20 protein-coding genes are annotated in these 26,202 nt (G+C 49.2%); 13 read left to right on the top strand and 7 right to left on the bottom strand.

Annotation, left to right across the window (positions count from 1 at the left end):
• Positions 1-214 (bottom strand): hypothetical protein (locus A10D4_RS14380; RefSeq protein ID WP_008488964.1); only part of this gene is annotated, 214 nt, incomplete at its 3' end.
• Between the two features lie 311 nt (positions 215-525).
• Here A10D4_RS14380 and A10D4_RS08480 point away from each other — a divergent pair.
• The 3 genes from A10D4_RS08480 (at position 526) to A10D4_RS08490 (ending at position 3,736) form a co-directional block, all read left to right on the top strand.
• A complete protein-coding gene (locus A10D4_RS08480) occupies positions 526-954 on the top strand; it encodes a GNAT family N-acetyltransferase (protein WP_008488965.1) in 429 nt (142 codons plus the stop codon).
• A gap of 44 nt (positions 955-998) precedes the next feature.
• Positions 999-2,027: a hypothetical protein gene (locus A10D4_RS08485; RefSeq protein WP_008488966.1), complete on the top strand. Its 1,029-nt coding sequence runs from the start codon at positions 999-1,001 to the stop codon at positions 2,025-2,027.
• A gap of 413 nt (positions 2,028-2,440) precedes the next feature.
• Positions 2,441-3,736, top strand: a complete 1,296-nt coding sequence (locus tag A10D4_RS08490) for an LCCL domain-containing protein (RefSeq protein ID WP_008488967.1) — start codon at positions 2,441-2,443, stop codon at positions 3,734-3,736.
• 97 nt (positions 3,737-3,833) lie between these two features.
• Here the strand turns inward: A10D4_RS08490 and A10D4_RS08495 are convergent, their stop codons facing one another.
• Positions 3,834-4,427, bottom strand: coding sequence for a superoxide dismutase (locus A10D4_RS08495; protein ID WP_008488969.1), 594 nt, complete (start codon positions 4,425-4,427; stop codon positions 3,834-3,836).
• Between the two features lie 170 nt (positions 4,428-4,597).
• Between A10D4_RS08495 and soxR the strand changes: the two genes are divergently transcribed.
• The gene (gene soxR, locus A10D4_RS08500; RefSeq protein ID WP_008488971.1) at positions 4,598-5,098 is read left to right on the top strand and encodes a redox-sensitive transcriptional activator SoxR; all 501 of its coding nucleotides are present in this window, start codon (positions 4,598-4,600) and stop codon (positions 5,096-5,098) included.
• Here the strand turns inward: soxR and A10D4_RS08505 are convergent.
• The gene (locus A10D4_RS08505; RefSeq protein ID WP_008488972.1) at positions 5,095-6,240 is read right to left on the bottom strand and encodes a GGDEF domain-containing protein; all 1,146 of its coding nucleotides are present in this window, start codon (positions 6,238-6,240) and stop codon (positions 5,095-5,097) included. The genes soxR and A10D4_RS08505 overlap by 4 nt on opposite strands.
• Before the next feature lie 238 nt (positions 6,241-6,478).
• Between A10D4_RS08505 and A10D4_RS08510 the strand changes: the two genes are divergently transcribed.
• Both A10D4_RS08510 and A10D4_RS08515 read left to right on the top strand, forming a co-directional pair.
• A complete protein-coding gene (locus tag A10D4_RS08510) occupies positions 6,479-7,801 on the top strand; it encodes a methyl-accepting chemotaxis protein (RefSeq protein WP_008488973.1) in 1,323 nt (440 codons plus the stop codon).
• A gap of 137 nt (positions 7,802-7,938) precedes the next feature.
• Complete coding sequence (locus tag A10D4_RS08515) at positions 7,939-8,427, top strand: pyridoxamine 5'-phosphate oxidase family protein (protein ID WP_008488974.1); 489 nt, start codon at positions 7,939-7,941, stop codon at positions 8,425-8,427.
• Positions 8,428-8,463: 36 nt separating this feature from the next.
• On the opposite strand, the gene A10D4_RS08520 is transcribed toward A10D4_RS08515, so the two are convergent.
• Positions 8,464-10,800 (bottom strand): hypothetical protein, encoded by a 2,337-nt coding sequence (locus A10D4_RS08520; RefSeq protein WP_008488975.1) that lies wholly within the window; start codon positions 10,798-10,800, stop codon positions 8,464-8,466.
• A 460-nt stretch (positions 10,801-11,260) separates the two neighbouring features.
• Here A10D4_RS08520 and katG point away from each other — a divergent pair, with 460 nt between their 5' ends.
• From katG to A10D4_RS08555, 7 genes are all read left to right on the top strand, one after another.
• A complete protein-coding gene (gene katG, locus A10D4_RS08525) occupies positions 11,261-13,450 on the top strand; it encodes a catalase/peroxidase HPI (RefSeq protein ID WP_008488976.1) in 2,190 nt (729 codons plus the stop codon).
• 123 nt (positions 13,451-13,573) lie between these two features.
• A complete protein-coding gene (locus A10D4_RS08530; protein ID WP_008488977.1) occupies positions 13,574-13,990 on the top strand; it encodes a hypothetical protein in 417 nt (138 codons plus the stop codon).
• A gap of 47 nt (positions 13,991-14,037) precedes the next feature.
• Positions 14,038-15,288 carry a TolC family protein gene (locus A10D4_RS08535; protein WP_008488979.1) on the top strand — a complete coding sequence of 417 codons (1,251 nt, stop codon included), beginning with the start codon at positions 14,038-14,040 and terminating at the stop codon, positions 15,286-15,288.
• On the top strand, positions 15,281-16,201 hold the full coding sequence (locus tag A10D4_RS08540) for an efflux RND transporter periplasmic adaptor subunit (RefSeq protein WP_008488980.1): 921 nt from the start codon (positions 15,281-15,283) through the stop codon (positions 16,199-16,201). The genes A10D4_RS08535 and A10D4_RS08540 overlap by 8 nt, the downstream gene beginning before the upstream one ends.
• Positions 16,202-16,213: 12 nt before the next feature.
• Positions 16,214-19,345: an efflux RND transporter permease subunit gene (locus A10D4_RS08545; RefSeq protein ID WP_008488981.1), complete on the top strand. Its 3,132-nt coding sequence runs from the start codon at positions 16,214-16,216 to the stop codon at positions 19,343-19,345.
• A gap of 193 nt (positions 19,346-19,538) precedes the next feature.
• Entirely contained in the window at positions 19,539-20,927 is a 1,389-nt protein-coding gene (locus A10D4_RS08550; RefSeq protein WP_008488982.1) for a diguanylate cyclase, read from the top strand.
• Positions 20,928-21,133: 206 nt separating this feature from the next.
• Positions 21,134-22,693 (top strand): S10 family peptidase, encoded by a 1,560-nt coding sequence (locus tag A10D4_RS08555; RefSeq protein ID WP_156812119.1) that lies wholly within the window; start codon positions 21,134-21,136, stop codon positions 22,691-22,693.
• Between the two features lie 62 nt (positions 22,694-22,755).
• Here the strand turns inward: A10D4_RS08555 and A10D4_RS08560 are convergent, their stop codons facing one another.
• The 3 genes from A10D4_RS08560 to A10D4_RS08570 are packed head-to-tail and all read right to left on the bottom strand — an operon-like array spanning position 22,756 to position 26,170.
• Positions 22,756-23,514 (bottom strand): DsbA family protein, encoded by a 759-nt coding sequence (locus A10D4_RS08560; RefSeq protein ID WP_008488984.1) that lies wholly within the window; start codon positions 23,512-23,514, stop codon positions 22,756-22,758.
• 9 nt (positions 23,515-23,523) lie between these two features.
• Positions 23,524-24,054, bottom strand: a complete 531-nt coding sequence (locus A10D4_RS08565; protein ID WP_008488985.1) for a protein disulfide oxidoreductase — start codon at positions 24,052-24,054, stop codon at positions 23,524-23,526.
• Complete coding sequence (locus A10D4_RS08570; RefSeq protein WP_008488986.1) at positions 24,041-26,170, bottom strand: protein-disulfide reductase DsbD family protein; 2,130 nt, start codon at positions 26,168-26,170, stop codon at positions 24,041-24,043. Before A10D4_RS08570 ends, A10D4_RS08565 begins: the two co-directional genes overlap by 14 nt.
• Between the last annotated feature and the right edge of the window lie 32 nt (positions 26,171-26,202).

The following is a 26,202-nucleotide window of genomic DNA, read 5'->3' on the forward strand; positions in this document are numbered from 1 at the left end:
CAAGAATAATGATTGATAACGCATAAGCTGGGCATAGCCAACTGGGGCGATTAAGGTATCCGCTCAGCGCCATCAATATAGCAAAAACGAAAAACAATCCAGGCAGTAACAACAATATGGGGGCAAACAGCGCGCCTTCGAACCCGGCTATAATCAACCAAAACGCCATAGCGGCAAGTAGAATTTTCGTGTGATGTTTTTTTAAATCAGTCATAGAGATTACTTTCTTAAGAGAAAATTGATAATTTCTTAAACCGCGATATCTGCGATTCTTGTAAATAAATGCTAATAAATCAATCTGTTAAATTTGGTCTTTTTATTTCGTAATCTATTTTGCTTAATTAATACCTTAACTAAATTTAAAAGATCTAAAAATAAGGCGTTTAGTAGTTAAAAGTGCGCTATAGAACAACTGAAAAAATAATTAATAATGACGTACCGCCATACGGTTGTTGTCAAATTCTGACACGCGATGCAGACTGGCATTATTGATAACCGTTATCCACAGTAAGGCAGAGCAACAAGATGGAGATTCGACAGGCGAGCTTAGACGAGCTGCTGGCGGTATTGACGCAAATTCCCGAAATGCAGCAGCTGAATGATGTCGCCGCGTTGCAGGCTCGTATCGGCGAACGTCCGTATTTGGCGTTAGTGGCTTACCGACAGCAACAGCCAGTAGCGTGCAAATTGGGCTACGAATGGGATCAGCATACCTTCTATAGCTGGCTCGGTGGTGTGCTGCCAGAGCAACGGAAAAGCGGGTTGGCGCAACGGTTGCTAGAGCAACAGCAGCTGTGGGCGCGGCAACACGGCTATCAAACGATGCGCGTAAAATCGATGAATCGCTACCCGAACATGCTACGCTTATTGATCAACAACGGTTATCAAATCGTCGATTACGAGCATCGCGGTTCGCCCGATAACGCAAAAATTTACTTTGCTAAAAGCTTGTAACCCAGGTTGTCGCCAGGCCGGATATCAGCAGCACAAGGATGTTTATGAAAATCAGTAAAAATCAGCTAGAGCGTGCCGCACAAGCACAACTGATATCGACCGAGCAGGCTCGCGAGTTGTGGCAGTTTTTACAACGGCAGCAGGCGCAGCAACCACAGTTTAACGCGACCCACGTACTCTATTATTTAGGCGGCTTACTGGCTATCGCGGCCATGACGTTACTGATGAATTTAGGCTGGCAGAGCTTTGGCGGTTTGGCACTGATCGGCATTGGCCTGATTTACGCCGTGCTCGGCATTATCCTGACCGAATCGTTTAGGGCGAAGCAATTGGCTATCCCGGCGGGTATTTGCGCGACCTTCGTGGTGTGCCTAACGCCGTTGGTGATTTATGGCTTACAAGACTATTTAACGGCTATTCCCGCTGGCAGTGACTACCGTGATTATCACCGTTATGTTAGTTGGTCGTGGTTTTACATGGAAATCGGTACCTTGCTGGTCGCTGCGTTATTAGCTTGGCGCTATCGTTATGGTTTTTTATTGATGCCGGTGGCAGTGACACTCTGGTATCTGTCGATGGATGTTGCAGTCATGATTTACGGTCAAGACCTCAATTGGGATTTGCGCAAACAGGTGTCGATGTATGTCGGCTTAGCCATGATAGCGTTGGCGTTATGGGTGGACATACGTAGTCGTCACCTCGCTCAGGCTGATTATGCGTTTTGGTTATACTTGTTCGGCGCATTGGCCTTCTGGGGCGGGTTGTCGCTGCAAGAGTCTGACAGCGAACTGGCAAAAGCCACCTTTTTTGTCATTAATCTGCTGATGATCGGTGTCGGCGTGCTACTAGCTCGTCGAGTGTTCGTGGTACTCGGCGGGTTGGGTAGCTTCGGCTATCTTGGCTATTTATCTTACCAGGTATTCGCCGATAGCTGGCTGTTCCCATTGCTATTGACCGTTATCGGCTTATTCGTGATTTACCTTGGCGTTGTTTGGCAGAAGCATGAGGCGCGGATTAATGCTCGCTGTCGCGCATGGTTGCCGCTGGCTTGGCAGCGTTGGTTAAAACAATAAGGCAGAACCATAGCGGCACTTAACGCCAACCATGTAAAACTGACTACGGGCAAGAGCAGGGCTATGGCGCTTAGGTATATGCCAAACAATGCCGTCACCAAGCTACTAGCACCGACCAAACGCGACACTAACGCTGTACTTTTCCCACCCTAGTCAAGCCGTTGGCGTACTAGTTCGTTATTGCTTCTATTGTGTTGAACAATTGTTGGTTTATTTGGCTCAGGTAGAAAGCAAAATAATAATAAAAACAACCGCTTCATCATTTTTTATGGTTTTTTAGCAAAATTTCCTCGAAATCACCTAAAAAATGCTGTTTTATAGAAAATTAACGCAATCCTTACATTGTGGTTATTTTGTTGGTTTGTATCTCTAGTTTATGGCTAATGTTATTAATTAAGAAATAGGGGAAGCAAATGAAACAAGCTATCGGCTTATTATTCTGCGCTTGTTTAACGCTGGTTGGGTGTTCAGGGGCTAACGAAGGTGCATCGGCTGACGATATCGAAAAGGCCTTGATGCTCGATTTAAAAGCGGGTTTATCGGTGGATGATGTCGAGATTCAAGTCACAGAAAATGTGGGTGACAAAATTGACCCCAAATGGCGAACGCGATCAACCGTCAGCATTCGTTTTGATGAGGATTTTTTCGAACGAGTGGGGAGTGTGGCTGATACGGCGGTAGTCAGAAAAGTGGCATCAGCTGGCGACACGCTCAGTGGTTCTTTGATAACTCGCTCGACACCTAGAGGGGAGGATAATTGGAGCGTTACTATCGAGCGTTTGGACATGGCCGCTATTCCCGGTAATGCAGCGAGTCAGTTTGGCGTGAATGGCTTTGTCGTGGAGGGTTCTAGCGAACATGAAACCCTGTTGGCGCAAGCCGAGCAACAACGTCAGCAAGCCGAAGCGGAGCGCTTGCAAGCACAACAGCAAGCGCAAGCAAAACGACAGGCGGCGATTCAACAACTACGGCAACAGCTTAATGGCACCTGGTCGGCGACTGGGCCGATGCTGAATAATGGTGCCATCTGGTCGAATAATAGCGCGCAAAAAATGGCGCTTGAAGTGGTGCTACCAGCAGGTGATGAAGCTATTGGAGAGGGATCCTTGGTGATGTATGACTATGACTCGCCGTGGATTCAGACGGTAGCGCCGATGTCGTTCAAAATCGCTGACGACGGTAGCGCAATGAATATTAATTTAACCCGTGACACGCGCTTTGATGCGCTTAATTTTACACTCTATCGCGGCACCGATATTACTCTGAACGATGATGGCCTATTGCGTTTTCCAAGCTCGCGACGAGGTCAGTTTTTTACCAACACGTTGCAAAAGGGCGTCAATGAAGCACGGCAACAGGCAGTCCAGCGCTACGGTGAACTGTTAACCACGCATAAGCCATTGGTCGCCTCGGGTAGACTGGAGCGTTTACCCTTGCAAGATAACACTTACGCATTGTTTATTTTACAGGCGAATATGCGCGGCACGGTAGTTGGTACAGACTTATACAACGGTAATTCTGATGTTGCTACAACGGTTGTGCATCAAGGCTTACTGAACGACGGTGAGGTGGGCGTGGTAAAAATCACTCGCCGTGAAACCAGTCAACGCTGTGTCAATAGCGGCGGAACCACGCGTCATGGTGTCACCTCACGTACCGACCGAGTCTGTTATCGCGGCTACCAATTAGAGCTGGTGGAGAAGATGTGAGTGTATTTCGTCAATGCTCCATCACTTGTTAAAGCATCTGCCGTGGCTAAAAGATAGTTTGCCACGGCAGAGGTTTGTCGATCTAATGAAGTCCTTTTTAAGACAAATCTCTTACATAGTTTTGCTGCACAAAATTCCAATTTACCAATGCCCAGAATGCTGCTAAGTAGTCTACCCGAGCGTTGCGGTGGTCGATGTAGTATGCGTGTTCCCAAACATCAACAGTCAGAATGGGAGTGATGCCCGCGTGAGTCAAAGGTGTGTCGGCATTAGCGGTATTAACAATACTGAGTTTACCTTGTTCATTGTTAACCAGCCAAGTCCAGCCCGAACCGAAGTTAGCGATAGCTTGTTCGGTAAATTGTTTTTTAAAGGCCTCGAATGAGCCCCATTTATCCATAATCGCGTTTAGCAGTATTGATGGCGGCTCACCGCCACCCTGTGGAGTCAGGCAATGCCAGAAAAAATTGTGATTCCAGATTTGTGCGGCGTTATTAAATATTACCCCTTTTGCCGACCAGATAATGTCTTCTAAAGAGTGATCCTCTAATTCGCTACCGGCAATCAATTCATTGAGCTTATTGACATAAGCAGCATGGTGTTTGTCGTGATGGTAGGTCAGTGTTTCTGCTGACATATAGGGCTCAAGTGCTTGTTTATCGTAGGGTAACGGTGGTAATTCGATACTCATAATGATGACTCCGGTTGAACTTAAGGTTAGCAACCGCTGTAGCTTAGCGACTGCGGTTGGTCTCGTTAACAGGCTGACTTGTTGAGACCGGTCGCAAACGATACTATTAGCTCAAGTATACTTGAGGTCAATAGCGTGAATCGAAAATCTATAAGGCTAAGGAGCAACATATGCCGAAAGTCAGCTCGGCGCCGCGGGTACTCAGTGTCGGGGAAGTGGCTAAACGTAGTGGGGTGGCGGTGTCGACGATCCACTACTATGAAGATAAGGGCTTGATAAAAAGCGCCCGTTCCAATGGTAATCAGCGTCGTTACGGACGTGGTGTATTGCGTCGTATCGCCATTATTCGTATTGCTAAGCGCGCCGGTATACCGCTAAAGACCATCAAGGCGCACTTGGATAAGCTACCTGATAAAGCCATTAGCCAAGAAGATTGGCAACACATCAGTCAGGCTTGGCACGATATGCTTAACCAACGTATCACCAGTTTACTGCAGCTACGCGATGAATTGGGTGGTTGTATTGGCTGCGGTTGTTTGTCTTTGGCCGACTGTCCATTGCGCAATCCAGACGATGTCTTGGCGGCAGAAGGGCCAGGCGCGCGTATTTTGATTCACCAAGCTCAGGATGACCCCGAGCCAAGCGGTAAACAGGACAGTCCGAACCGTTAAGCCAACTTCATATTTTTGGTGTTAACCGGTAACTCACGATACACCCAATACTGGTCACGGCCATTGTCTTTCGCCTGATAAAGTGCGGCGTCGGCATTGGCCATGACTTCGGCGCTGTTTTGCCCGGTTTGCAACATGGCAATGCCAATACTGCAAGTAAAGGCGACGTCGTCGCCGCTAGGAATACGTACACGACTATCACGACAGGCGCTCAGGAGTTTGGCAGCAAAGATTTCGACTTCTAATAGGGTTAACTCGGGCAGCATCAATAAAAACTCTTCGCCGCCAATACGCCCGGCGAGTTGGCGCTCACCATCGACGTGCGACTTTAAAATACTGGCGAACTGTTTCAAAACTAAATCGCCCGCGGCATGGCCAAAGTTATCGTTAAATTGCTTGAAGCGATCCAAGTCTAGGATCAGGATAGCGAGACTGCTCTGATTTTTATGACTATGGTCGATTTCACTGTGCATATGTTCGAGTAATTCGCGCCGATTACACAATTCGGTCAGCGGATCGTGAGTGGCTTGTCGATATAGCGTTAACAACATCGCCAACTGGTTAGACGCGGCCCAGCCTGCAATGGCGCCAAGCACGGTCATTAGCCATAAGGTATTAATACCGTGCACGCTGTATATCTCACCAACGCCAAATTGGGTCAGTAATTCAATGGTCAGTAGCGCTAACAAGGTCAGTGTGACTTCGACAATACTCAAAGGAAACATGGCCAGTAAGCTGACCAGCATATATGGAAAGAATTGATAACCGGCGACTTCACCGACCAATCCTTGCTGTTGTAAATATAAATCGGAATAAGTTTGAAAGAGGCTAACCAACAGCAGTAATGCTAGCAAGCGCAGGCGCGAACTATTCAAGCGATAAGCCGAGCTTGGCCATAGCGCGACGCTAGCCAATAGCATGCCGCAGCCGATGCGGGCCCAACTTAAGTGCTGCCAGATTTCACGTGGTAATAACAACGCATCAATGGCGATCCATAACACCATCATCAGTGCCACCAACCCGGCTAATAAGCGACTACGACGATAAATATAATGGCTGCGGGTTTGCTTAAAGTAATGGGTATGACGCGAGCCACTAGTAATATCGCGTAGGGTCAGTATCAGCTCAGAAATATTTAGCATGTTGTTTTATTGAGTTCGCTACCAGTCATGCGCTGTAGCTTAAATCAGCGTTTGTTAAGTGTTATTGATCTAAAACGACTTTTGCTGAATTCCCAGCCAATAGCCGATATTCATAGATATTTTTTAGCAATAGTGTTCAGAAAACCTTCGTTGAAGTCGATAAGTAGGCACTTGTCGCCTAATCTACCCCGTATGTTTTGATGCGATAACTTCGATTTTACCAAGGCTGGTACTGATTATGTTTAACACCTCACTTAAACGCGAATTGCAGCAAGCACAGCAACAGCTAACGATTTATCAGCAGATTTTTCGTAGCTTAGAAACGGAAATGCTGCACCTATCTCTTGATAGCGGCGGTCATATCGTTTCGGCGAATCGTTTATTCGAGCAAGAAACGGGGTTACTTGAGAACAACATTAGTGGCTCGCGATTACTTGCTTTGGTACCAGAGGTGGGACGCCAAACCGAGCACTTTAAACAGCTGCAAGCCGCGATTAGCAAAGCTCAACATTGGGCTGGCGCAGTCGAGTTGGATAATGGTCAGGAGGGCGGTTGTTGGATACGCATCATCTTGCAACCGATTTTTAATTCGCATGGCGCGTGTGAAAGCTTTGATATATTTGCCAGTAATCTCACACGTACAATTACGACATCTCGGGAATACGAAAATTTAGTCACCGCTATTAACCGGTCGATGGCTGTTATTGAGTTTTCGATGGATGGTATTGTGCTAAAAGCTAACGACATTTTCCTGCGCACTATGGGTTATCAGCAACAACAGGTGTTGGGCAAACATCACCGGATGTTTTGTCCGGATGAGTGGGTAAAAAGTGGCGAGTATCATCAGTTTTGGCAACGTTTAAATCGTGGTGAGTTCGCCTCTGAGCGCTTCCGGCGTATTGATAGTAATGGTCGTGAGGTTTGGTTAGAGGCCACTTATAATCCAATTTTCGACAACTATGGGCAGTTGTATAAGGTGGTCAAATTTGCCACTAACGTGAGCGACGATGTGGAACGGGAAAAGCAAGTCAATCGGGCTGCGAATATTGCCTACAGTAGCTCTCAAGAAACCGATGAAAACGCGGTACAAGGTGCTGAGCTGATGCAGCAAACTGCAACGGTGATGAACGCCTTGGCCGAGCAGATGGCGCAAGCGTCAGACAATATCGATGCATTGGAGCAACAATCAAAAACCATCAGTAATATTATTCAAGCCATCAGCGGCATTGCCGACCAAACCAACTTATTAGCCTTAAACGCGGCTATTGAGGCGGCGCGAGCGGGCGAGCAAGGACGCGGATTTGCGGTAGTTGCCGATGAAGTCCGTGAGTTGGCGGCGCGCACATCACGTTCCACCGACGAAATTGTTGAGGTGGTGACTAAAAACCAGACCTTAACGGCGCAAGCGGTAAAAACCATCAATACCGGCAAGCAGACCGCCAGCGACGTCGCCGAGCGAGTGCAGCAGACCTCGCAGGTGATCACTGAAATCCGCGAGGGTGCCCGTAAAGTCTTAGATGCCGTGTCAGCATTTGCCAGCCGTTTGGACGAGCAGCGCTAGTCAGCGCTAACGTAGAGCAACTATTTTACAGCAAGTTTACGCTTCTATTTTTGCGTTCTGGCCGGGCTTTACTAGCCTTTAAATAGGCGCTAGGAAGATGCTAGCGGTTAGAGTTGATAGACGCAGGAGGCGTGACCATGACTAACGCAGAACAGCAGCAAAAAATTTGGCAACTGATTAAGCAAGCCAAAGTGGGTATGTTGACCACCTTGCATGATGGCGCGTTAAGAGCACGACCGATGCAACTGGTGCAAGACGATTATGACGGACGCTTGTGGTTTTTCACCCAACGCAGTGCCGAGAAAGTCATCGAAACCCAGCAAGACAGCCATGTCTGTGTCAGTTTTGCCGACCGCCATCACGACCACTATGTCTCGCTATCGGGTCGTGCCCGCTTAAGCAACGACCGTCAGCGTATCGAAAAGTACTGGAGCGCTTTTGTCGAAGCTTGGTTTAGCCAAGGTATCGATGACCCAGAGCTGGCCCTGCTTGAAATCGATGTCGAGTTTGGCGAACTGTGGAGCGCCGATGACAACAAAGCCCTGCAACTCTACGAAATCTTGAAAGCTAATATTAAAAAAGACGACCCCGATATTGGTGAACATGAGCGGTTTGGTCGGAGCTAATTATTTGGTTTAGCTCCGACTCAAGTATTAGTCAGCCTATAGCTCACTCCATGACGTCAATGAGTTGGCGATCCACCATTTATTTGAATTAGGGTATATATTTTCGGCTAACTCCCCGATAGTGGTCGGGTTTTGTGGAGGAGGGGTGGATATTGAAGAGCTAGAAAAGACTCGCCTAAATGGTGTTCGATCAATAAAGCTGTTTGCTGATGCCCACCCACCGGTCGTCGAACTGAATGACGATGGAATACCCTCACCATGAGATATTATTGCTGAATTTTGTCCACCAATAGGAGAGCCTCCCGTATTTGCTCCGTCGATTGCATAGCTGTGACAATTTGAGAACTTTAATCCAACTGCCTGAGGCCATTGTTCGTCAGGCCTTGATTTATTGAGCAATGTACGGATTATCGGACCGCTATTAGGCGCCGACTGATAAATAAAATTTATACTAAAAACGGAACCTATATATCCGTCTAAGAATGGTGAGGTAGGACCTTGTCCTAGCTCAATCGGATAGCCATAACATGCCCACGATCCCGAAAGCTTCGATTCTACCATCGCCCAATTTCTAAATGTGGGTATTCCTGGAGAAGTAGGGAAGTTTGTTAAGTTTATTTCTAGCTCGCTATTAAAGATGAAAAACATATAGCCTACACTACTGGCTCTATCTCTTATGTTTATGTTTCCTGAGCAATTAACTAAAAGTGGAGTTATATTAATTGCTCCTTGAGAAACGGATGAATTTTGTTCACCGATAATAGCCATTTTACCAAAGTCAACATTCTCAATGCTGTAGGGGCGGGTTGATGAATAAGTTACCGAGGTTCGTTTCGACTCATTGAACCCAGCGTTCCGAATAGGTGATGAATAAGTTAACCATTTTCCTTGTGAGTCAAGAGCATAAGTTGATTGGTAACCACCAGCTATGTTGCCGAAAACAGCTCTTTCTGCCATACCGACAAAAATTAATTCGCCTACGCCAAAGATGGCATCTCGGAGGATTGGGTTTGGTCGTCGTTCATAATATTTTGTTATTGATCCAGTTACTATTTTTGTATAATAATTACCATCATAAGAAAACTCTCCACTGCTCCTTTTTTCAACTATTTCGGAATTTGAACTAAACATGTAAAAGTCTTCAAAATTGAAGTTTAGTGGTGTTTTAGCCCTTATCTTATAAGTGTCAATAAATAGCGAACGGAAGTGAGTAATGTTTAAGCCCGTACCAAAGGGATTGTCGATCTCTAGGTGGTTAATTTTTAAATCGCATGACTCATCAAACTCTTCAGATGCTTTAAATCGTATTGTTGCAAAATTTGATTGTAGATTTCCAAAATAATTATTTCTTGAGCCGTAGCCAATACTGATGCCAAAAGTAGCTTCAGTGTCATTACTGCCCAGATATTTAGCATTTTTCACATTAAATGCTACGACATGCTTAAACTCTAATCCTGTCGTCTTCGCTCCTTTACTTACCCAACAGTCACCCTTAAATCCATAACACCAGAACCATAGCGCGCTAAATGTGACATTTAGATTTCTCGGCATGATGAGGTTGGGAATATCTAAATTTGAGCAGAAAAAGCATCTTAAACCATTTGATGCTACAGGAGATCCTTGCCATTCAAATTCAACATCAAGCTGCCCACCATCAACTCTCATAAAATCGAGATATGATGTACCACCTGCTCCTCCCATTATAACCGTCAAATTTTTTAGCGTAGGATTTTTAATCCTAGGATTTTCGTTATCTGCTGGGCTAAACTGATTTTCATCGAAATAGTCTATAGTTCCATCATAAACAGGAAGGTTATCACTTCTGGTATCTGTTAGAATTCGCTTTCCAAATCTGAATCCTATTCCTGAGTTATCTGAGTGATCGATATGAAGGTATGTTTTTCCTTTTCCATGACCAATGAAGCCGATATTATCTCGTAAACCATTAAAACCGGAAACCTTTACCGTTCCCTCAGGTAATTTAATTAAAACTCCAGAAGTAACTGAGTCATAAATGTGTTGAATAATTTCTGACTGATAGATGTTTGGATTGCTTATGACGCCAAATATACTACTTTCTACTATGCTGTTATTTTCTGATCTAATCCAGCAGCCATTTCCTGAGCCATTCCACAAAACAAAATTCAATAAGTCTGTTTGTTCACCGCTCCAGTCAGTTAGTGCTTCAGGCGCAATAATAGTTCCGCCATTATGCATCGTTTTTTCGCAGTTTGAATCGAATGAGAAAGTACCTCCTCCACTAAAACCACCATAAAATCCATTTACAAATACTTTGGTTTTGTTGTTCTGTGGAACCTCAGATAAATCTTTTATTCGATTAATTAAAAATGAGTTATTTTCTGTTTGTGTCATTTTTTCTATTGCCTTTAGATTTATGTGTGTTTATTAACGTCTGTTTAAAACAAAATGTCATAAACTAGCAGATTTTTCCAGAAAGAAATGAATAGATTTTGTGTTAAATTATCTTTCCTCGAACATGAAAGACAGATGATTTTTTTAGGTTATCTTACTACGGGGTAACTACATTGAATAAATTGAATGTTCTAGTGCTATTTGTGAAGGGTATTCCTTCGAGAAGCCCGCCATCACGAGTAAGCTGCATTTTCATGAGCTATTCGTTCTTTCACCCAAAAAACCGATAACCACTATTGGTAAATTGCGTTATGCCTGATGGATCTGGGCTGCTACTTTGACGGTATAAAGGTTTAACGATTGCTTGAACTTCTGCGGCTTTAGGCCTAGCTTTTTGCTAAGCGAAGCCTCTTAAAGTCGCCGTTATAGAATAATAAACTGTACCGTGAGGACCCCTGCAATGAGTAAGCAACAACAGCATCCGGCTGGTCAATGTCCGGTTTTACATGGCAGCCATAGCCACAGCAACGAAAGCCCAACGGCATGGTGGCCGAAGGCGCTGAATCTCGATATTCTGCACCAACACGACCATAAAACGCAGGCGATGGATGACGATTTTGACTATCGCGACGCCTTCTCTAAGCTCGACTATCAAGCCTTAAAAGCCGACTTAACTCAGTTGATGACCGACAGCCAAGACTGGTGGCCGGCCGATTGGGGGCATTATGGTGGCCTCATGATCCGTATGGCTTGGCACTCCGCCGGTAGTTATCGGGTGGCTGATGGTCGTGGTGGTGGCGGTACCGGTAATCAGCGCTTTGCGCCGTTAAACAGTTGGCCAGACAACGTCAACTTAGATAAAGCCCGGCGCTTATTATGGCCGATCAAGAAAAAATACGGCAACGCTATCTCGTGGGCTGATTTGATGATCTTAGCGGGTAATATCGCCTACGAATCTATGGGGTTGAAAACCTTTGGTTTTGCTGGTGGCCGTGAAGACATTTGGCATCCTGAAAAAGACACTTACTGGGGCTCTGAAAAAGAATGGCTGGCGCCGTCTGGTTCAGAGGGAACGCGCTACAGCGGTGAACGCGATTTAGAAAATCCGTTAGCCGCAGTAATGATGGGGTTAATTTATGTCAACCCAGAGGGCGTTGACGGTAATCCTGATCCGCTGAAAACCGCGGCCGATATTCGCGAAACCTTTGCTCGCATGGCGATGAATGACGAGGAAACCGCCGCTTTAACCGCCGGTGGTCACACCGTGGGCAAATGTCATGGTAATGGTGACGCGGCTAATTTGAGTGCAGAGCCGGAAGCCGCTGATATCAGCGAACAAGGATTGGGCTGGAATAACCATAAAACGCGCGGCATCGGTCGCGATGCGGTAACCAGCGGTATTGAAGGTGCTTGGACCACGCATCCAACGCAATGGGACAACGGTTATTTTAAACTGTTACTAGAGCACGATTGGGAACTGAAAAAAAGTCCAGCCGGTGCCTGGCAATGGGAACCGGTCAACATGCGCGAAGAGGACAAGCCGGTCGATGTTGAAGACCCGAGTATTCGCCGCAACCCGATCATGACTGACGCCGATATGGCGATGAAAATGGACCCGAAATATCGTCAGATCATCGAGAAGTTCTACGCCGATCATGAATACTTTAGCGAGGTTTTCGCGCGAGCTTGGTTTAAATTAACGCACCGCGATCTGGGGCCGAAAAGTCGCTATTTGGGGCCAGAAGTGCCCGCCGAAGACCTACTTTGGCAAGATCCGGTACCGGCGGTTGACTATACGCTGTCGGATGCCGAAATTGCTGATTTGAAAAAGCAATTACTGGCGCTTGAACTGAGCCCACGTGACTTGATCAACACCGCGTGGGACAGCGCACGGACTTTCCGTGGCTCGGATTTCCGCGGTGGCGCCAACGGTGCGCGCATTCGCTTAGCACCGCAAAAAGATTGGGTGGCGAATGAGCCTGAGCGGTTACAACGGGTGTTACAGGCTTTAAGCGCCTTGCAAAAAACGCTGAGCAAGCCAGTCAGTCTGGCCGACTTAATCGTATTGGCAGGTTCGGCGGCGGTAGAGCAGGCGGCAAAAGCGGCTGGCGTGGATATTGACGTGCCATTTGCGGCTGGCCGTGGCGATGCCACTGCCGAGCAAACCGATGTGGAAGGCTTTGCTGTGCTTGAGCCTTTGCATGATGGTTTTCGTAATTGGTTGAAAAAAGACTACGAGGTAGCGGCCGAGGAGCTGTTACTCGACCGCGCTCAATTAATGGGGTTAACCGCACGCGAGATGACGGTGTTAGTGGGCGGCATGCGAGTGCTGGGTAGCAACCATGGCGATGATCAGCAGGGCGTCTTTACCGATCGCGTCGGTGTGCTCAGTAACGACTTTTTTGTTAATCTGACCGATATGAAATACCGTTGGCAAGCATTGTCGAAGAACCAGTTCCAGCTGGTCGATAGAGCCACCGACGAAGCCAAGTGGACGGCCAGTCGGGTTGATTTGGTGTTCGGCTCTAACTCGATTTTACGTGCTTACGCCGAGGTTTATGCGCAAGACGATAATCAGGAGAAATTCGTGCGCGACTTTATTGCCGCTTGGGTAAAAGTCATGAATGCGGATCGTTTTGACTTAGCGTAAGCGTTAAATTGTTCAGCTAAACGGCTCTACGGAGCCGTTTTTTTATGGTTTTTTGACAAACGCAACGTGCCTGCTTAGACGCCGACGGTTGGCGGCCGACGGCTAACCGTTTATGATAGCCGCATGAAACTTTCTTATGCGCTGATCATCGTGATGCTTTTGCACAGCTTTTTTAGCTGCGCTAAGGCTGTGGGTCATGTTGATGACCCGCTACATAGCGTTGACAGCGTGTTTGATAGCGATCATAACCTGAGCAATGACATTGGCTTATTATGCTTAAGCGCAACGGCTCAGAACAACTGCGCTCAGGTTGATCGTCAGGCCGTTAGTCATTCCGACAGCCAGTTCGACAGTCATTCCGACACTGAGCAGCCGCATCAACACACCTATCATGCTCACGTCAGTTGCTTTATTGGGTATCAGATTGGTTTATCACCGATAACACCCATGTTCTCGCACAACAACCGCCTCACGGTACAGCGTAATAGTTTAACCCACCAACCACCGGTGCCCCCGCCCAACCACGATTTCTCTATCTGATTAAAACGTTAAGTAATTTCTAACCGTCTTTTTCAATGGAGAATTCCATGAAGCATTCCCAAGTGGCGTGCTGGGCGATGGTGTTTGGCCTAACTGCGGCAGCCGATGCGGCAGATGCCCAGTTGACGCTAGCGCAGGCGTTACAATATACGCTGCGCAGTAATCCGCAATTAACCCGTGCCGACTACCAGCAGCAGGCGGCGCAAGGGCTTTTGCAACAAGCCGCATTACGGCCAAATCCAGAGTTGGGTATTGAGCTCGAAAAGTTAACCGTTAACGGTCAGCAAAAAGGCTTAGAGCAAGCCGAAATCACCGTGTCCTTCAGTCAATTGCTCGAGTTGGGCGATAAACGCCAGCAACGTGTCGTTGCCGCCAATGCCGAACAACGTGCGCGTCAGGCCGAGTATCGCTATCAGCAAATCGAGGTGCTGGCAGAAACCACGCAACGCTTTTATGACTTGCTGTTTCTACAGCAGCAGCAACAGTTGCAGCAACAGCAACTTGACCGAACCGGGCAATTGCTAAGTATCACTCAACAACGCACTGATGCAGGCGTGGCGCTACCCTCGCAATTAACGCGGATGCAGTTGCAACATCAGCAGCAGCAATTACAGCAGCAACAACTGCAAGCCGAACGCGAACAGGGCCAGCAGCGTTTAACCGCGATGTGGGCCAGTAGCCAACCGGTAACCGTGGTGCAAGGCCAGTGGCAGTTACCGTCGGTTTGGCCGAGGCAACAGCAATTACTCGAAGCGGTCAACCAAGCTCCGGAGTATTTGCGGTTACTCGATTCCGAGCGTTTGTTGGCGGCACAGTTAGCGTCATTACAAGCCGACGCTAGTGCCGATTTAACCATCGGTGTCGGTGTGCGCTATAACAACGACGTCGATGCTAGCGATGTGATAGTGCGCGCCTCGATGCCTTGGCAATGGCAAAACCCCAACGCCGGTCGGCTCACCGAGCAACGCATTCAGCAACGCCAAAACTGGACCCTGCAACGGTTGCTGCGCGAACAGCTAAGAGCTCGCGTTAACGTACTTTGGTATCGGCTTAGCAACGCCCGACAACAGTTACAACGCATCGCCGAGCAACTATTGCCGCTGGCACAGCAGTTACTACAACAGGTGCGTCAAGATTATCAGCGTGGCACCAGTTCATTGCTCAATGTGCTAGATGCGCAGCAACAACTGGCGCAGTTAGAGCAACAACAACTGGCGCAACAACACCTCATTTTTACCACTTTCATTGCATTAGAACGGCTGACCGCTACGCCGTTGCTAGGAGTTCGACATGATTAAGTTAACCAGCAAGGCGAGCCTGATTGTAGGTTTATTAGTGACTATCAGTGCGTTGAGCACGAACTCGTTAGCGGCCGCTGATGATAGCCATGCCGAAGCTTTGGCACATACCGAGTTGTCGCAGGCTGCGATGACGCGCATGCAAATCAGCACGGCCAAGGCCACCGCCGGGCAGTTGGCACTAACGCGCCAATTGTATGGTGTGGTGGTGCCACGACAAGGTGACTTGGTTGCGCTGAGCTCGCCTTATCGAGCACGTATCATCAAGGTCACCGTACAACAGGGGCAGCACGTCGATGCTGGCCAGCAGCTAGCGTTATTAGAAAACCTTGTCAGTGGTAGCCGTTTTCAACTGCTAGCGCCGATAGCCGGCGAGGTTGTCTCACGGCAGGCCAATGTGGGTGAGATTGTCGAGCAAGCGGTGTTGTTCGAGGTGCTTAATAGCCAACGGGTTTGGGTCGAGTTGTCGGCATTTCCTGCCGACGTCGAAGCACTCGAAGTTGGTCAAACGGCAACCCTGAACGACTTGCATCAACATCGTCAGGCAAACGGCACCGTGTCTTACATTTCTCCACAAATGAGTGCTGGTCATATTGCTAAGGCGCGCATCGAGCTGGCTAACGAGAGTGGTCATTGGCGCCCCGGTATGCACGTTAGCGCTAACGTTCGAGTTGCGCAGCGAGACGCTGAGGTGGTAGTCAAGCGTGCGGCTATTCAGACCCTCGAGCAACAGACCGTGGTGTTTGTCCGACAAGATCAGCGTTTTATCGCACAACCGGTCACGCTGGGTATACAAAGCGGCGATTGGGTCGAGGTGACAGATGGTTTAGCCGTGGGTAGCGAATATGTCGACGGCAACAGCTATTTGCTCAAAGCCGATTTACTGAAACAGGGCGCAAGCCATAGCCACTAACAGGAGAACGACATGATCGATAACCTTATTCGGGTTGTGGTTGAGCGGCGTTGGCTGGTTTTGTTGGCGACCTTGATCATGGCTGGCATCGGCGTTTATAGCGCGCTGCGTTTACCCATTGATGCGGTGCCCGACATTACTAATGTGCAGGTACAAATCAATACGCAAGCACGCGGCTACTCGCCGTTGGAAACCGAGCAACGTATCAGTTATCCCATCGAAACGGCGATGGCTGGGTTACCGCGATTAGCTTATACCCGCTCACTATCACGTTATGGTTTATCGCAAGTAACCGTGGTGTTTGAGGAAGGCACCGATATTTATTGGGCGCGCCAGCAAATTAGCGAGCGTTTACAACAGCTCGGTGCCGAACTGCCGCGCGATATCAAACCCAAAATGGGGCCCATCGCCACCGGTTTGGGGGAGATTTACAATTATCTGGTGACCACCGAAGCTGGCGCTAGCAAAGCCGATGGCAGCCCCTATACCGCCGAAGATCTGCGCACCATTCAGGATTGGATCATCGAGCCGCAGTTAGTCACCGTGGCTGGTGTTACCGAGGTCAATACCATTGGTGGTTACGCACGGCAGTACCAAGTGTTACCCGACCCAGCGAAAATGCTCGCCTATAAGGTGACGTTACAGCAATTGGCGACGGCGCTGCAGTTGAATAACCGTAACGCCGGTGCTGGTTATATTGAGCACAACGGTGAGCAGTGGTTGGTGCGCTCAGCGGCGCAATTGAAAACATTGTCTGACATTGCTGATGTGGTGGTGGTCAAGCGTGACGATACACCGATTCGGGTGGCTGATATCGCCGAGGTTAGCTATGGCAAGCCATTACGCACCGGTGCGGCGACTGCCGACGAGCAGGAGGTGGTGTTAGGCACCGCGATGATGTTGATGGGTGAAAATAGCCGCGTGGTGGCGCAGGCGGTTGCCGACAAGCTTGAGCAGATTCAACCAAGCTTGCCTGACGGGGTGCGCATCGAAGCGGTTTACGATCGCACCCGGTTGGTTGATAAAACCATTGCGACGGTCGAAAAGAACCTGTTCGAAGGCGCGCTATTGGTGGTGGTGGTGTTATTCATTTTACTCGGCAACCTGCGTGCCGCGTTGATCACCGCCTGCGTAATTCCACTTAGCCTGCTGTTTGCAATGACCGGCATGGTTGCCAATAAGGTCTCTGGCAACCTGATGAGCCTGGGCGCTATTGATTTTGGTTTGATTGTCGATGGTGCGGTGATTGTGGTGGAAAACAGCCTGCGTCGACTGGCCTTAGCTCAGCAGCAGGTTGGCCGTGTGCTGACACCTCAAGAACGGCTCAGCACGATTATAAAAAGTACCCGGGAGGTGTTTAATCCGGCGGTGTTCGGGGTGCTTATTATCATGGTCGTTTATCTGCCGATATTTGCCTTAAACGGGGTCGAGGGCAAGATGTTTCAGCCGATGGCGTTTACCGTGGTGGCTGCCTTACTCGGTGCGTTATTACTGGCTATCATTGCGGTGCCGGCGGCGCTGGCGGTGTTGATGAGGGGCCGTATTAAGCACGCCGAGAACCCGGTCATGCGGCAAGCTCGACGCGGCTACCAACCGCTATTACGACTCGCGTTGCGCTGGCCGCTGTTGATGGTCGGTGCGGGCGCATTGGTGTTTGCATTGTCGTTGTGGCAAGCCGAACAAATGGGTAGCGAGTTTTTGCCGCAGTTGGATGAGGGCGATATTGCTATGCACGCGTTACGTATTCCTGGCACTAGCCTGACACAGTCGGTGAGCATGCAAAAGCATTTAGAGGCAGTAGTAAACAGCTTGCCTGAGGTGGCTCATGTGTACTCTAAAATTGGCACGCCGGATATTGCTACCGACCCGATGCCTCCCAGTGTCGCTGACACCTTTATTATATTAAAGCCGCGTTCACAATGGCCGCAGCCGGATAAGCCGAAGGCACAGTTGGTGCAAGAACTGCGTAGCAAAGTGCAAGATTTACCCGGTAACCAGTATGAGTTTACCCAACCCATCGAGATGCGCTTTAACGAGCTGATCGCCGGTGTCCGTGCCGATTTAGGGGTACGTATTTACGGTGATGATTTAGCCACGCTGAAAGAGTTGGGTGAGCAAGCGGCACAGATTATACGTCAACTGCCTAGCGCGACAGACGTTAGGGTCGAACAAATGAGTGGTTTGCCGACTCTTTCTGTAACGCCAAAACGCGATCATTTAGCGCTGTTAGGATTAACGGTCAGTGATATTCAGCAAAGCCTACAGCAAGCCACCGGCGGTATTCAGGTTGGTTTGATTTACGAGGGCGACAAACGCTTTCCGCTGATCATCCGAATGGCCGACGACTGGCGTGGTGATTTGTCACGACTGGGGCGTTTGCCGGTTGATGTACCGGCATCGGCTGACCCTGATTTACGTTATGTGCCATTGGCCGAAGTCGCCGATCTGACGCTGAGCAATGGGCCGAATCAGATTAATCGTGAAAGCGGCAAACGTAATGTCATCATAAGCGCCAACGTTGGCGACGGTGATTTGGGCTCTTTTGTCGCCGATGTGCAGCAGGCATTGAGGCAGCAGTTAACGCTGCCAGCGGGCTACTGGATCGGTTATGGCGGTTCGTTCGAACAGTTACAGTCGGCGACGCAACGCTTAAGTTGGGTGGTGCCGCTGGCGCTACTGCTAATTTTTGCTTTGCTGTACAGCGCGTTTAGCTCGCTCAGCGCAACCTTGGTGATTTTTACCGGCGTGCCGTTGGCATTAAGCGGTGGTATTTTTGCACTGGCATTGCGGGATATGCCGTTATCGATTTCGGCGGCGGTCGGTTTTATTGCCTTGTCCGGCATTGCAGTGCTGAACGGTGTGGTTATGCTGTCGTTTATTCGACAGTTGCGAGAGCAAGGGCACAACTTAGCAGACGCCGTATTTGAGGGCGCGCAACAGCGTTTACGACCGGTGTTGATGACCGCTTTAGTTGCCAGCTTAGGGTTCGTGCCGATGGCTTTTAACAGCGGTACCGGTGCTGAAGTACAACGGCCGTTAGCAACGGTGGTGATTGGTGGCATCATTTCTGCCACCTTACTCACCTTGGTGTTGCTGCCGGCACTGTATTACTGGTTAGAACGTCGACGTACGACGCAGCCATAGTGATGATTCCGGCAAGTCAGTAAACAACCGCTGACTTGCCGGTTTATTGCGAAGCGATTGAAGCTTAGCCGAGTTAAGCCGTTGGTCGCATACGACTTTAATGGTAAAGCTGGTAATATAACGGGCAAATTGTATTTGTTATTAGCGTCAGCGCAATAGCCGACTACTGACGCTACAGTCGTAGGGAGTCAGTATGCTTGCCGAGCATTTACAGGGTTTAGAACAAGACTGGAGTAGCGCCTTAAGGCAGGTTGATCAGGCTGTGCATGACGCGGTGCGTGAGAAGGTCAGACAAGCAGCGCCGACGTTGGCGGCAAGCTTTTATCGCGAAATGATGGCGCAAGCCGATGCCTCGGTATTTCTCAATAACGATATCGTGCATCAACGCTTATCAAGCTCATTGCAACATTGGTTGCAGGATTTATTTCAAGCCCGTGATAGCGACGAAGATATCAAAGCGTTGATTGCTTGCCAGGTTAACATCGGTGAAGTACATGGCCGTATCGATATTCCGGTGCATCTGGTGCAGCGCGGCGGGCGTATGCTTAAACGGACATTTAGCGAGCTTTACCAAGCGCCGTTTGCTGAATATCAATTTTTCTCACAGATGGTTGATATTGCGATTGAAGTCATGTCTATCGCTTACCACAAAAATGATCAGCGCAATACTCGGACCGAAGAAGCTTATCGGTTGTTTTCGATCACACAAAATATCGGTCGTGAGAAAGAGTCACAGCGAGCGGCGCTACTAGATTGGGAGAACCATCTGCTTTATGAACAAGCCGTGGGTAACGCTTCGAGTCGGCATTTGCTGTTAGCGCAGTCGGAGTTTGGCTTATGGTTCCGGCACAAGGGCATCCATGCCTTTGAAGGGGCGCCAGAGTGTGACCAGGTCTTGCAGCAGATCAGCCAGATCGATACGCAGTTATTACCGCGCTTATTACGTAGCGAGGCGGGTCATAGTGATCGGCTCAGTGCGATTTTTGATATACGTGCAGCGTTAAAGACGACGTTGTTTTGTTTGGACAGTTTATTCCAACGCAGTGAAGAACTGGAAAACGGTAAGGATGTGTTGACGCGGCTGCTTAATCGTAAATTTCTACCCGCGGTGATGACCAAGCAATTAACGATGGCGCGGCAGCGTAATGAACGTTTTGCGGTACTGGCCGTTGATATCGATCATTTTAAGTCGATCAACGATCGTTATGGTCACGATAACGGTGACTTGGTGCTGCAACAATTTGCGTTACTGCTTGCTAATGTGACCCGCAGTGGTGATTATACTTTCCGTTTAGGTGGCGAGGAGTTTTTAGTGTTGCTGGTGGATGTCGACGAAACGGTCTGCATGACCATCGCCGAAAAAATTCGGCAACAAATTGCTAATGAAGTCTTCCGTTTACAACCAGAACAATCGATTAAGGTTACCGCAAGCATTGGCGTGTCTCTCTATGCTGGTCATCCAGACTATCAATATAACTTAAAATGTGCCGATCAAGCGCTTTATCAAGCCAAGCAGGATGGCCGTGATCGTGTGGTGATGGCCTCCGGCATGATGCAAGAGGGTGAAGCTCCGGCTGTGTAAAGAAAAGTTAAGGCCTTTGTCAAATCAGCGTTACAGTCACAATGCTTATCACGCTTTGTAACATTTTAAGACTAGCCTATTGCCATTGTTGTTATGTTATAACTGATATTGCTCAGGATTGGCAGCGGCGTCTGCTGTTGTTTTTTCATGAGTTCATGATGTGCTTTTAAGCACCATAACAACACTTACAGTAATGGGAGATTATCATGGCTAGAATGACAGCCAGCGCTATCTTTTGCGCGTGTGCGTTAACCATGACCCCGGTTCTCAGCCAGCCCGTCTTTGCCGCTAGCGAGGCGACCGAAGCGGCTACCTCGCAAAGCGCTGTACCGGCAGAAGAAGCCTCAACCACCGAACATTCGGTGCGTATTAACGGTGATAGTTTTGATTACAAAGCCACTGCCGGTAATCTGGTTATCAAAGACGATAAAGGCGATCCATCGGCGAGTGTATTCTATGTCGCCTATACGGTGCCTAGCGACGACGACGAACCGCGTCCAGTCACCTTTTTGTTTAACGGCGGCCCAGGTTCGGCCAGTCTTTGGCTGCATATGGGCTCGTTCGGGCCGGTGCGGGTAGCGACCGAGAATGCTGCGCCCACGCCACCACCGCCTTATGAGCTGAAGCAAAACCCTTACAGCTTGTTAAATAAAACCGATTTAGTCTTTATCGACGCCTTTGGCACTGGCTTTTCTCGCGGTTTGGCGCAAGAAGGTGACGACAAAGGCAAAAATCCATCGTCTAAATTCTGGGGCGTTGACCAAGATGTTGACGGTTTTGCTCGCTTTATCACGCGTTATGTGACGGTCAATCAACGTTGGAATTCACCCAAGTTCTTGCTGGGTGAGTCTTATGGCACGGTGCGTGCGCCGGCGTTGGTTAATCATCTGCAAGATCAGGGCATGGGCTTTAACGGTGTCATTTTGGTATCGAGTATCCTCAACTACGGTGCCGATGCTCCCGGTTTAGATCGCGAGTATGTGGGGTTACTGCCGACTTTTGCCGCGACCGCTTGGTATCATAATCAGTTGCCACAAAAACCAGAACAGTTGGCAGGCTTTTTGGATGAAGTTCGTCAGTTTGCTGAGGGTGATTACGCGCAAGCACTGGCGCAGGGTCACAATTTACCGGCCGAGCAACAGCGACAAATTGCCGAGCGAGTGCATCAATACACTGGCCTGAGTGTCGATTATCTGGTTAACGCTAACTTACGTGTTGATCAGTCTCACTTCCGTAAAGAGCTAATGCGCGATAGCGATACCACCCTGGGTCGTTTTGATACGCGTTACATGGGCTTGGATAAAGATGCGATTGGTGCGCGCCCCGATAGCGATCCATCGGATACCGCGGCTTCGTCAGCATTTATTTCGACCTTCAACAACTATTTGACCGGTCAGCTCGATTATCACGCCGATCGGCCGTATCAGGTGTTTAGTCGTGATGCCATCATGACTTGGGATTGGTCGCATCAAGTGCCGGGCTCGGGCTGGCCAGTACAAATGCCGTATGTGGTTGATGATTTGGGCAATGCTATGCGCACTAACCCCGGGCTGAAGGTGTTTTCGGCAAACGGCTATTATGACTTAGCGACGCCATTTCACGCCACCGAGTACGATTTAGCACACATGCAACTACAGCCGCAATTGCAAAAAAATGTGCAGATCGAGTATTACCCGTCAGGTCATATGATTTACTTAAATGAAAAAGCCTTGGTCGATTTACACAAAGACTTAGAGCAGTTTTATGACAATGCGGTGAGCTACTAATTAGGCCTTTCATTTTAGGCTATAAGCAAGTAAGCCGGGCGTTTTCGCCCGGCTTTTTGCGATTAAGAGTCGCTGTTACCTAGCTGAAATTGCTGCTCAACGACTTGCTGTAGTTGCTCATAAGGGACAAAACCGGGTATCACTTGTTGACCAATGATGACGGTTGGCGTACCACGAAAACCTAGGCTGCTAAAGGCTTCCAGATTTTTCTTAATTACCTCGTTGCTGTGTTTCGATGCGGTTAGTAAGCTTTCCGTTTGTGTTGTGCTAGCGACTTGTTTTAGAGATTTGGCATCGTGCATGCCCGATTTCTTCATCATTAACTCATGCACTTGTTGGAACGCTTGGCGGTCGTCACGCCAAACCGACAAGGCATAGCTGGCTGAGTTGGTGTTTAAACCGGCAACCTGCTGTTGTCTTAAAGGTACATAAATATTAATGACTTGCAGCGATGGATAGTCAGTCACCAGCTTTTCTAAAGAGGGCTCTAAGCGTTTACAGTAAGGGCAATTGTAATCGGTAAAGACGACCACTTGATGAGGACTGTTAGGGTCACCTAACCGCGGGTGTGAGGGTTCGTTAAATAACCACTCCTGCTGCTTATCTAACGCTGCTTGTTGTGCACTGAGCTGCTCGACGTAGGCCTGTAGGCTGCTGTTGACGCTAGCAATGATTTGCGGATGCTCGTGCAGCAACGCGTTTATTTCGGCTAACGCCTGAGTTTGTTCTTGAGTCATCGATTGCGCCTGACTGGGCAGGCTTAAGCCGCAAGCCAATAAGAGCGATAAAGCACTTAATGAGGTACGAATAATGTTTTGCATGGTATTTTCCTAATCGTTAATAATTTGCTGAAGCCATAGCCGAAAACGTAAGCCTGCAGAGGTTGTGACACCGCTGGTGGCCGATACAATTTCGCCGTGCTGAATGATCATGATGGTGGGGGTGACGGACACCCCCCAAGTAGCACTTAATTGCCCGTTTTGGTCGTTAATCACCGGGTAGTGGTAACCGTTGCGTTGTTGATAACGGTGTAATTCGGTGTCGTTACCCGAGCTAATGGCGACACTGATAATGGTCGCCTCATCGGGCAGCGCATTGACGCTTGGTGAAACCACTTTGCACACTGGGCACCACGTTGCCCACCAATAAACCAGTACGGGTTGATCTGCGCTGAGTTGTCGCAAGTTGTAGGTTTGTCCGTCTACTCCACGCCAAACAGCATCAAGTTCGGGGATTTCACTGACGAGCTGACGATTACGCCAAGCGTCCACTGCGGCCACCACTACTGCCATCAGCAACAGGTAGCCAGCAAGGTTGCGCAGTTGGCGCCAGCGCCGATTGCGGGTTTTAGTGTCGGCCATTGGCTTGCTCCAAGGCGTCCATAACCGCGCGCTCGGTCAGCAAGACCGGTAGTTGAATACCCTCCGGTGCGCCGGGACCGTAAACCTTGTTAAAGGGCACGCCAAAGGTATTGTTGTCCTTCAGATAACCGGTGATGGCGGCGCTTGGCACCGTCCAATCGCCGCGCACACGAATGATATTATCGGCCGCTAAAGCTTGATAAACCGGCTGCTGTAGTAGCACACCGAGCTTATTAGCCTTACAGGTAATACACCAATCGGCGGTGACGTCGACAAACACCGTATAGCCGGCGTCCACGGCCGCGCTAATATCGGTTTCTGGTAACGCTTGCCAATCCTGCTCTGGCGGTAATGACGGCGCCCAACTGCTAGTGTTTAGCAATAACACCAAGCTCAATGTGGCGGAGCTGAGAAACAAGCCACTGACGCCGAGCAGGAAGCCCTTGCGGCCATAGTGCCAAGCTAACAACAGCAGCACGAGTAACGCGAAGACGGCGGCGATCAAGAGTACGCTGGAGAGTCCGATAAACCGTACCATCAAGCTCAATAACCAGCCACAGGTCGCTAATAATGGCAGTGCCAGCAGCGGTTTAACGTAGGCCAGCCAGGGCCCGGGCCTGGGGAGCCAACGCGCCAGTGAGGGGCGGCTGGCAATAACCAGCCAGGGGAAGGCCATACCGATACCCAGCGCGCTAAACACCAAGGCGATGCTGAGGTTGCTGGCGGCTAATGCGAACGCCACAGCGGTGCCCAGAAAAGGGGCGCTACAAGGTGTCGCCAATAGCGTTGCCAGCATGCCTTGCAAGAAGTGACCACGATAGTGACGTTGCTCACCATGGCTGCCCGCCCAACTACTGAGGTGGCTGGGCAAGCGCACTTCGAATAAGCCGAGTAAGTTGAGGCTGAACAGCGCGGTAACGACCACCATTGTGGCGATAAAATAAGGGTTTTGAAATTGAATACCCCAGCCAATACTGGCGCCAGCACTTCGTAACCCGATGAGCAACGCTGCCAGTAGCCAAAAAGATACGATGATACCCGCCGCCGTGGCTGCAAATTGTCCGCGAACCCGCCCGCGCGGACTATCGCTAGCGGCAATTAGGCTGTGAACCTTAAGTCCCAGTACCGGTAACACGCAGGGCATGATGTTCAAGATCAAGCCGCCGACTAGCGCCAGCAACAATATCATGACTAACCCCGGCATAGCCTGCGATGGCGTGCTATTGGCTAGGTTTACCGCATGCGCGCGCAAGGGCTGTCGATAATCACCTGCAAAGTCGCCATCGCTGACCGTAATACCCAGTTGCGCGCCGTTTAAGTTGGGCATTTCTAGCCAGTGTGATAGGGCTACGGTGGCTTGCAGTTGGTTGCCGTCAATGGTCATGCTTTGCAAGTCGAAAGCCACATCCTCAAGCTGCTCGCTGGCGTTATAAAAAAATAGCTCGGGCTGTTGCCATCCCTGTTGTCGCTGCATGCGTAATTGCAACAGTTGTTGTTCGGCATCCCAGTCTGCTTGACTGACGCTGACCTCGGATAAAGGCTGTGGTACCTGACTCATCGCTTGGCTAAAGCGAAATGCACGAACGCTATCAAGGCTGAGCGTGTTCAGGTCGATATCGATTGAGATGGCATAATCGGTAAGGACGCAGATAGTTGTACAAGATGAGAGCGTTAGCGTGCCACGTAACGTCGCGGTGGTGCTATTGGGGGATAGCTTAACTAGCAGGGGAAAGCTGATATCGCCCTGATAGCCGACGGTTTTGATACCTTGCAATTGATAATGTTGCGGCACTGGCCAAAACCAATTGATAGCCTCGATATTGCCTGATTTGGACCAGTCCAGCGTCGGCGGGATACCGCCTTCGCCAGGCGCACGCCAGTAGGTTTTCCAACCTTGATCAAGTTTCACCTGTAAGATTGCGGGGAGCAAGCGCCGCTCGGCTTCATACTGTCCGGTGAGAGCCAGCTCTAGCTGTACTGGAGGATGATCGGGGTTACTTAACCAACCGGTTGTCGGGGCGTCTGCATACGCCAGCGATAGCTTGCCGATGATAAGCAACACCGACAGCACCAGCCTCTGCATCAGTGTACGCAGCGGTATTACTGTTTTTTTCATTGTCTAATTCCTTGAATAATTAAGTGATTTGT

The organism is Idiomarina xiamenensis 10-D-4 (assembly GCF_000299895.1).
In the GTDB taxonomy this organism is placed as follows: domain Bacteria; phylum Pseudomonadota; class Gammaproteobacteria; order Enterobacterales; family Alteromonadaceae; genus Idiomarina; species Idiomarina xiamenensis.

Bases quoted from the DNA above. Each gene is read 5' to 3' on its own strand.
- A10D4_RS08480 (WP_008488965.1), top strand. From the start codon at position 526: ATGGAGATTCGACAGGCGAGCTTAGACGAGCTGCTGGCGGTATTGACG.
- A10D4_RS08485 (WP_008488966.1), top strand. From the start codon at position 999: ATGAAAATCAGTAAAAATCAGCTAGAGCGTGCCGCACAAGCACAACTG.
- A10D4_RS08490 (WP_008488967.1), top strand. From the start codon at position 2,441: ATGAAACAAGCTATCGGCTTATTATTCTGCGCTTGTTTAACGCTGGTT.
- A10D4_RS08495 (WP_008488969.1), bottom strand. From the start codon at position 4,427: ATGAGTATCGAATTACCACCGTTACCCTACGATAAACAAGCACTTGAG.
- soxR (WP_008488971.1), top strand. From the start codon at position 4,598: ATGCCGAAAGTCAGCTCGGCGCCGCGGGTACTCAGTGTCGGGGAAGTG.
- A10D4_RS08505 (WP_008488972.1), bottom strand. From the start codon at position 6,240: ATGCTAAATATTTCTGAGCTGATACTGACCCTACGCGATATTACTAGT.
- A10D4_RS08510 (WP_008488973.1), top strand. From the start codon at position 6,479: ATGTTTAACACCTCACTTAAACGCGAATTGCAGCAAGCACAGCAACAG.
- A10D4_RS08515 (WP_008488974.1), top strand. From the start codon at position 7,939: ATGACTAACGCAGAACAGCAGCAAAAAATTTGGCAACTGATTAAGCAA.
- A10D4_RS08520 (WP_008488975.1), bottom strand. From the start codon at position 10,800: ATGACACAAACAGAAAATAACTCATTTTTAATTAATCGAATAAAAGAT.
- katG (WP_008488976.1), top strand. From the start codon at position 11,261: ATGAGTAAGCAACAACAGCATCCGGCTGGTCAATGTCCGGTTTTACAT.
- A10D4_RS08530 (WP_008488977.1), top strand. From the start codon at position 13,574: ATGAAACTTTCTTATGCGCTGATCATCGTGATGCTTTTGCACAGCTTT.
- A10D4_RS08535 (WP_008488979.1), top strand. From the start codon at position 14,038: ATGAAGCATTCCCAAGTGGCGTGCTGGGCGATGGTGTTTGGCCTAACT.
- A10D4_RS08540 (WP_008488980.1), top strand. From the start codon at position 15,281: ATGATTAAGTTAACCAGCAAGGCGAGCCTGATTGTAGGTTTATTAGTG.
- A10D4_RS08545 (WP_008488981.1), top strand. From the start codon at position 16,214: ATGATCGATAACCTTATTCGGGTTGTGGTTGAGCGGCGTTGGCTGGTT.
- A10D4_RS08550 (WP_008488982.1), top strand. From the start codon at position 19,539: ATGCTTGCCGAGCATTTACAGGGTTTAGAACAAGACTGGAGTAGCGCC.
- A10D4_RS08555 (WP_156812119.1), top strand. From the start codon at position 21,134: ATGGCTAGAATGACAGCCAGCGCTATCTTTTGCGCGTGTGCGTTAACC.
- A10D4_RS08560 (WP_008488984.1), bottom strand. From the start codon at position 23,514: ATGCAAAACATTATTCGTACCTCATTAAGTGCTTTATCGCTCTTATTG.
- A10D4_RS08565 (WP_008488985.1), bottom strand. From the start codon at position 24,054: ATGGCCGACACTAAAACCCGCAATCGGCGCTGGCGCCAACTGCGCAAC.
- A10D4_RS08570 (WP_008488986.1), bottom strand. From the start codon at position 26,170: ATGAAAAAAACAGTAATACCGCTGCGTACACTGATGCAGAGGCTGGTG.